At 75.4% G+C, this 6,932-nt stretch carries 5 protein-coding genes; 2 read left to right on the plus strand and 3 right to left on the minus strand.

Annotation, left to right across the window (positions count from 1 at the left end; translation table 11 throughout):
- Positions 1 to 3,116: DUF4082 domain-containing protein (locus ACFV4N_RS37095; protein WP_499677345.1), on the plus strand; the 3,116-nt coding region annotated here is incomplete at its 5' end.
- 68 nt (positions 3,117 to 3,184) lie between these two features.
- On the opposite strand, the gene ACFV4N_RS37100 is transcribed toward ACFV4N_RS37095, so the two are convergent.
- Entirely contained in the window at positions 3,185 to 3,463 is a 279-nt protein-coding gene (locus ACFV4N_RS37100) for a hypothetical protein (RefSeq protein WP_499677346.1), read from the minus strand.
- Positions 3,464 to 3,606: 143 nt separating this feature from the next.
- Here ACFV4N_RS37100 and ACFV4N_RS37105 point away from each other — a divergent pair, with 143 nt between their 5' ends.
- Positions 3,607 to 4,572, plus strand: coding sequence for a methyltransferase (locus ACFV4N_RS37105; protein ID WP_499677349.1), 966 nt, complete (start codon positions 3,607 to 3,609; stop codon positions 4,570 to 4,572).
- Positions 4,573 to 4,602: 30 nt separating this feature from the next.
- On the opposite strand, the gene ACFV4N_RS37110 is transcribed toward ACFV4N_RS37105, so the two are convergent.
- Both ACFV4N_RS37110 and ACFV4N_RS37115 read right to left on the minus strand, forming a co-directional pair.
- Positions 4,603 to 6,204 carry an ABC-F family ATP-binding cassette domain-containing protein gene (locus tag ACFV4N_RS37110; RefSeq protein ID WP_499677347.1) on the minus strand — a complete coding sequence of 534 codons (1,602 nt, stop codon included), beginning with the start codon at positions 6,202 to 6,204 and terminating at the stop codon, positions 4,603 to 4,605.
- Between the two features lie 152 nt (positions 6,205 to 6,356).
- A partial coding sequence (locus ACFV4N_RS37115) for an MFS transporter (protein WP_499677348.1) occupies positions 6,357 to 6,932 on the minus strand: 576 nt, incomplete at its 5' end.

A 6,932-nucleotide genomic window follows, 5' to 3' on the forward strand; every position in this document is an offset into this window, starting at 1 on the left:
TGACCGACGAGGGCCCGGTCGTCGCGGTCGAGGGCTCCACCGACGACGGCGTGACGTGGGCGCCGGCCACGTGGCGGGTCGGGCAGGCGACGTGGAGCCACTCGTTCACGCCGACGGGCTCCGGGTCCGCACGGCTGCGGGTCCGCGCCCTCGACGCGGCGCGGAACGCGATCGGCCAGGCGGCCGCGGAGACCCCGGTCGCGGCCCGCACCTGCCCCTGCGGCCTGTGGTCCGACTCCGACGCGCCCACCGCCCCGGCCGCGGCGGACGACGCCGCGCTCGAACTGGGCGTGAAGTGGCGGTCGACGACGGACGGGTACGTGCGCGGCGTCCGGTTCTACAAGGGCCCCGGCAACACCGGCACCCACACCGGCTCCCTGTGGACCGCCTCCGGCGAACGGCTCGCGACCGGCACGTTCCGCGGCGAGACCGCGAGCGGCTGGCAGACGCTGGTCTTCCCGGCGCCCGTCGCGGTCGCCCGGGACACCACCTACGTCGCCTCCTACTTCGCCCCGAACGGGCACTACTCCCACGACCGGGACTACTTCGCCCGCTCGTCCCGCTACCTGGAGCCGCTGACCGGCCTCCAGACCGGTGTCGACGGCCCCAACGGCGTGTTCCGCACGGGCGGCGGGTTCCCGGACACCGGCTTCTCCGACACGAACTACTGGGTGGACGTGGTGTGGGCGCCGGAACCGGGCGCGGACACCAGGGCGCCCGACCTGATCGGCACCACGCCGATCGACGGCGCCACGAGCGTCGCGCCGTGGGCCTCGGTGACCGCCGCCTACGACGAGCTGCTCGACCCGGGTTTGATCGGGTTCACGCTCGCGCTCGCCGGCTCGGGCGGGCAGCTCGGCGGCACGACCTCGTTGTCCGGCAACGGCAAGACCGCCCTGTTCACCCCGACCCACCCGCTGCCCACCGGCGTCGCGATCACCGCGTCGGTGTGGGTCCGCGACGCCGCCGGCAACCGGACCGCCACGCACACCTGGCGGTTCACCACCGGCAGGCCCCGGGTGGCGGGGTGCCCCTGCTCGCTGTGGGGCGACCTGGACGCGCCGCTCGTGCCCTCCTCCGACGACCCGCGGCCGGTCGAGCTGGGCACCAGGTTCCGGTTCGCCGGCAAGGGCGAGGTGACCGGCGTCCGGTTCTACAAGGGCCCCGGCAACACCGGCACCCACACCGGCTCGCTGTGGACCGCCTCCGGCGAACGGCTCGCGACCGGCACCTTCACCGGCGAGACCACGGCCGGGTGGCAGACGCTGACCTTCGCCGAGCCGGTGCCCGTCCAGCCCAACACCGTCTACGTGGCGTCCTACTTCGCGCCCGAGGGCCACTACCCGGCCTCCCAGCGCTTCTTCGGGGGCCAGTCCGCCTACGGCCCGGTCATCGCCCTCGTCGACGGTCCCGAGGGTCCCAACGGGGTGTTCCGCTACGGCGGCGGGTTCCCGACCACCGGGCACCTCGCGTCGAACTACTGGGTCGACGTCGTCTACCGCACCGGCGCCAACGGCGACACCACCCCGCCCACGCTCGACACCCGCACCCCCGGCCCGACCGCCGAGGGCGTGCCGCTGGACCCGGCGGTGACGCTCGGGTTCAGCGAGGCCGTCGACCCGCGGTCGGCGATCGTCACCATGGCCGACGGCGGGAACGCGGTCCTGCACGGGACGACGACCTTCTCCGCCGACCTGAAGACGCTGACGTGGCGGCCGAACGGCACGCTCGCACCCGGCACCCGCTACTGGGTCCGCGTGGAGGCCGCCGACGTCAACGGCAACGCCATGGACAGGTCGACCGGCCTCTGGCCGGTCAACACCACGTCCGAGGCGACCTGCCCGTGCTCGCTGTTCAGCGAGGCGACCGTCCCGACCACGCCGTCCGCCAACGACAGCGGCACGTACGAGCTGGGCGTCCGGTTCTCGGCGGCGCGCGGCGGCTGGGTCAACGGCGTCCGGTTCTACAAGGGCGAGGGCAACACCGGCACCCACACCGGCTCGCTGTGGACCGCCACCGGCGAGCGGCTGGCCACCGGCACCTTCACCGGCGAGACCGCGACGGGCTGGCAGACGCTGACCTTCACCGAGCCGGTGCCCATCAGGCGCGGCACGACCTACGTCGCCTCCTACACCGCGCCCAACGGCCACTACTCGGTCAACCAGTTCTACTTCACCAACCTCCCGACGGTCGTCTCGGGCCCGTTGAGCACGGCGGAGCGCGGCCAGGCCGGCGTCTTCATGCCCGGCGGCGGCTTCCCGAACCGCTCGTGGAGCGGCAACAACTACTGGGTCGACGTCGACCTCACGCCGTTCGAGGACGTCACGCCGCCCGCCAACACCGGGCACGCGCCGGCGGACGGCGGCGCGGACGTCGGGTTGGCCGCGCCGCTCACCGCCACCTACGACGAGGAGGTGAGCGCGGTCGACTCGACGTTCGATGTGCGGGACTCCCGCGGGGTGGCCATGCGCGGGAGCCTGACCCGGGCGAACGGCAACCACACCCTGGTCTGGACACCGGCGGCGCCGCTGGTCCGCGGCACGACGTACACCGCGACCGCGCGGGCGGGCGACCTCTACGGGAACGTGTCGGCGGAGACGACCACGTGGTCCTACACCACGGGCAACCCGCCGTGCCCGTGCTCGCTGTTCAGCGAGGCGTCGATACCGCAGGTGCCGCAGCAGACCTACTACGGCGGGATCACCCTCGGCGTCACCTTCACCCCGACCTCGGACGGCTTCGTGACGGGCGTGAAGTACCACAAGTCCGCGGCCAACGGCGGCCGGCACGTCGGCGGGCTGTCCCTGCCGGACGGCACCGGGCTGGCCTCCGCCGACTTCACCGACGAGACGACGTCGGGGTGGCAGTCGCTGACCTTCGCCGAGCCGGTGCCGGTCACGGCGGGCACGACCTACCTGGCCTGGTACGAGACGACGCAGGGCAACTACTCCGAGAACACCGGCTACTTCCGGTCCGGTGGCGTCACCACGCCGCAGCTCGTCGCGCCCGCCGAACCCAACGGGATGTCCGGCCGGATCCAGGGCTACCCGGCGTTCCCGAGGACCAGCACGGGTCACAACTTCTGGGTCGACGTCGTCTTCACCACGACGCCGTGACGCGGGCGCCGGTGGGCGGGGGCCGTCCCGCCCACCGGCGCGGCATCCGGCGGTCCGGGCGCGACCGCTCAGGCCGATTCCGACTCCCGGGCGGCCTCGGCCTGCTCCGCGCGGTAGGCCAGGACCTCGGTGTAGGTGGGCGGCGTGCCGCGCCAGCCCAGCTCGCGGTGGCGCACCGTCAGGCGGTTGAGCAGCCACATGTCGGCCACGCGCCGGTTCTGGGGTTCCATCCGGGCCTGCGCCCGGATCAGCGGGTGGTCGTGCTCGCGGGCCTGCTCGTCGGTCATGGCGTGGACGGTCAGCAGCGCGACCAACTGTTCGCGCCGGTCGGTCGGGGCGTTGGTCATGGGGGTCATGATCCGCACCGGGGGCCTCACCTGATCGAGACACCACCTGCCGGTCCCGTTCGGGTGACGCGGCCGAATTCCCGTTGACACGCCTGACAAAGTCGGTTCACGTGGTAGAAGACGATGCGCACGCGATCCTCCGCATGGCCGGGCTGGCCACCCCGATGGCGCTCCGGGTCGCGGTGACCTTGGGCCTGCCGGACCGGCTGCTCGGCGACGGCTCCCCCACCGGCGAACTCGCGGCCGACCTCGGCGTCGACCCGGTCGCGCTCGGGCTCCTGCTGAACCACCTCGTGACCCTCGGGGTCGTCGAGCGCACCCCCACCGGCCACCGGACGAGCGAGTTCGGCGAGAACCTCCGCGCCGACGCCGGCAACGGCCTGGTCGACCGCCTGCACCTGGACGCCGCCGGCGGGCGCGCCGACCTGGCCTTCGTCGAACTCGCGCACAGCGTCACCACCGGCCGGGCCGCCTACCCGCAGCACTACGGGCGGGACTTCTGGGCCGACCTGGAGGAGCACCCGGGCCTCCGCGAGTCGTTCGACCGGCAGATGACCCACCGGTTCCGGGAGCAGCTGCCGCGGTTCGTGGCCGGCGTCGACTGGTCCCGGTTCGGCACCGTCGTCGACGTGGGCGGCGGCCGGGGCGGCCTGCTCGCCGCGATCCTGGCCGCGCACCCCGGGGTGCGCGGCCACCTGGTCGACCTCGAGGAGACCGCCGCCGGCGCCCGCCGGACCTTCCACGCCCACGGCCTCGACGAGCGGGCGCGGGTGACGGCGGGCAGCTTCTTCGACCCGCTCCCGCCCGGGGCCGACGCCTACCTGCTGGTCGACATCCTCCACGACTGGGACGACGAGCACGCCCACCTCGTCCTGGGCCGCTGCGCCGAGGCCGCCCAGCCGTCCGGGCGCGTCCTGGTCGTCGAGGCGGTCGGCGGGCTGCGGGCCGAGAGCGAGTACGACCTGGCCATGCTCGTGATCTTCGGCGGTCGCGAGCGCCGGCTCGACGAGTTCCGCGCGCTCGCCGCGCCGCACGGCCTGGTCCTCGACGGCGTGACCGAGCTGACCGACCAGCGCTGCCTGCTCGAATTCCGGTTCGCCGGCGGGTGAACCGCGGTTCCGCTGTGGACGGTCCCGGTCTCACAGGGCCAGCCGCGGCCAGGAGGCCGTGTCGCGCAGCAGTTGCCGGTCGTGCGTGGCGATCACCACCGCGGCCGGGGTGGACCCGAGCGCGGCGGTCAGCTCGTCGACGAGCGCGGCCGACAGGTGGTTGGTCGGCTCGTCCAGCAGCAGCACGTGCGGGCGGTCGGCCAGCACCAGGGCCAGGTCCAGCCGCCGCCGGGCGCCGACCGACAGCTCGGACACCGGCCGGCGGGCGTCGTGGCCGCCGAGCAGGCCCAGCTCGCCCAGCCCCGGGCCGGGCTCACCCGACCGGGCGAGCCGTTCGTCGTACAGCTCGGCCGCCGTGCGCCCGCCCGGCGGGTCGGACTCCTGGCCCAACCGCCCGACGCGCGCCGACGGGGCGCGGGTGACCTCGCCCGCGCCCGGCTCCAGGTCGCCCGCCAGCACCGCCAGCAGGGTGGACTTGCCCGCGCCGTTGGGCCCGGTCACCACCAGCCGGTCCCCGGCCTCCAGCGCCAGGTCGACCGGGCGCGCGAGCCGGCCGGCCACGGTCACCGCGGCGGCCCGCAGCAGGGTCGTGCCGGGGTGGCCGGGCAGGTCGGGCATCGCGAACCGGGTCGGTGGCGGCGGCACCGCCACCACGTGGGCGGCCAGCTCCTCCTGCCGCCGGCGCACGGCCCGGACCAGGCCCGGCGCGCGGGTGGCGCGGGTGTGCCTGCCGTGGCCCTTGTCCGGCCGCCAGTTGTCGCGCAGCCGGTTCCGCGCCGCGGACAGGTCGTCGGCCAGGCGCTGCCGCTCGGCGACCTGCTCGGCGTGGCGGGCCTCCCAGCGGGCGCGCTCGGCGCGGCGGCCCTCGACGTAGGCGGCGTAGCCACCGCCGTGGACCCGCGGCCTGCCGTCGTCGGACGGGTCGAGGTCGACCACGGTGGTGGCCACGTCGGCGAGCAGCGCCCGGTCGTGGCTGACCAGCACGACCACGCCGGGGTGGGCGCGCAACCGCTCGGTGAGGTGGTCGAGCCCGCCCGCGTCGAGGTGGTTGGTCGGCTCGTCGAGCAGCAGCACGGCGTGCCCGGCGCCGAGCAGGCAGGCCAGCCGCACCCGGTGGCGCAGCCCCACCGAGAGGGCGCCGAGCGGGCGGGCGCGGTCGGTGACCGCGTCCAGCGCGGCCAGCGAGACCTCCACCCGCCGGTCGGCGTCCCACGCGTCCAGCGCCTCGACCTCCGCGAGCGCGGCGGCGTAGGCGTCGTCCGCGCCGGGACGGCCCTCGGCGAGCGCGTCGCCGGCGCGTTCCAGGCGGGTCAGGGCGGCGCGCGCGGCGGCCAGTTCGAGGTCCACCAGGTCCCCGACGGTGGCGGTGGGACCGAGCGGCAACTGCTGGTCGGCGACCCCGACCGAGCCCGCGCGGCGCACCTGCCCGCGGTCGGCGGGCAGGTCGCCGGCGAGCACCCGGAGCAGGGTGGACTTGCCGCGGCCGTTCTCGCCGACCACGGCGACCCGGTCGCCCGGCGCGGCGACGAGGTCGACGCCGACGAGCACGGGCCGTCCGCCGAAGGAGACGTGGACGTCCGACGCGCGGACGTGTGCCGCGCGCACGAGCGCGGGCGAGAGCTGGGACGACATGGGGAATTGCCTCCGCGAGAGGTGATGAGCGGGAAGGGCGAAGTCCGGTACGGCGGTTCGCGGTACCGGTGGAGGCGTCGTCCCTCAGAGGAAGAACAGGTGCTGCATCACGACCCCAGGGTAGGTCGGGCGCCGGGGTCGGCGCACCCGGATTACGCCCGGACCGCCACCTCCACCGGGCGGTCGGGCTCGCGCAGCCGGCGGAGGAAGAGCCACCCCAGCGCGGGCAGCGCGATCAGCGGGACCAGGGCCGTCCGCAGGGAGGTCGCGTCGGCGAGCGCGCCGACCAGCGGTCCCGCGACGCCGCCGACGCTCACCGCGAGGCCGAGCGTCACCCCGCTCGCGGTGCCGGGGTGGCGCGGCAGGTAGTCCTGGCCGAGCGTGATGTGCAGCGGGAACGGTACCGACAGGCCCACCGCGGTGACCGCCGCGAACAGCAGGAGCGGCGGTCCGGGCACGAGCACGACGCCGGCGACGGCCGGCGCGGTCAGGGCGTAGGACCAGCGCACGACGCGGAGCCTGCCGAACCGGGCGGACAGCCGGCCCCCGAGCACGGTGCCGACCGCGCCGCCGGCGTAGAACAGGAACAGGGCCGCGGTGGCGACCGCGGTCGTCCCGCCGACCTGCTGCCGGGCGTGCAGGGCGAGGAACGCGCCCAGGCCGACGAAGACGACGGAGCGGCAGGCGATCGCGGCGGACAGCCGCGCGAACGACGCCCGGTCGTCGCG

Origin of the sequence: Actinosynnema sp. NPDC059797 (assembly GCF_042732085.1) — a bacterium.
GTDB lineage: Bacteria > Actinomycetota > Actinomycetes > Mycobacteriales > Pseudonocardiaceae > Actinosynnema.

Excerpts from the sequence above, each read along its gene's own strand:
- ACFV4N_RS37110 (WP_499677347.1), bottom strand. The coding sequence starts at position 6,204 with ATGTCGTCCCAGCTCTCGCCCGCGCTCGTGCGCGCGGCACACGTCCGC.
- ACFV4N_RS37105 (WP_499677349.1), top strand. The coding sequence starts at position 3,607 with ATGGCCGGGCTGGCCACCCCGATGGCGCTCCGGGTCGCGGTGACCTTG.
- ACFV4N_RS37100 (WP_499677346.1), bottom strand. The coding sequence starts at position 3,463 with ATGACCAACGCCCCGACCGACCGGCGCGAACAGTTGGTCGCGCTGCTG.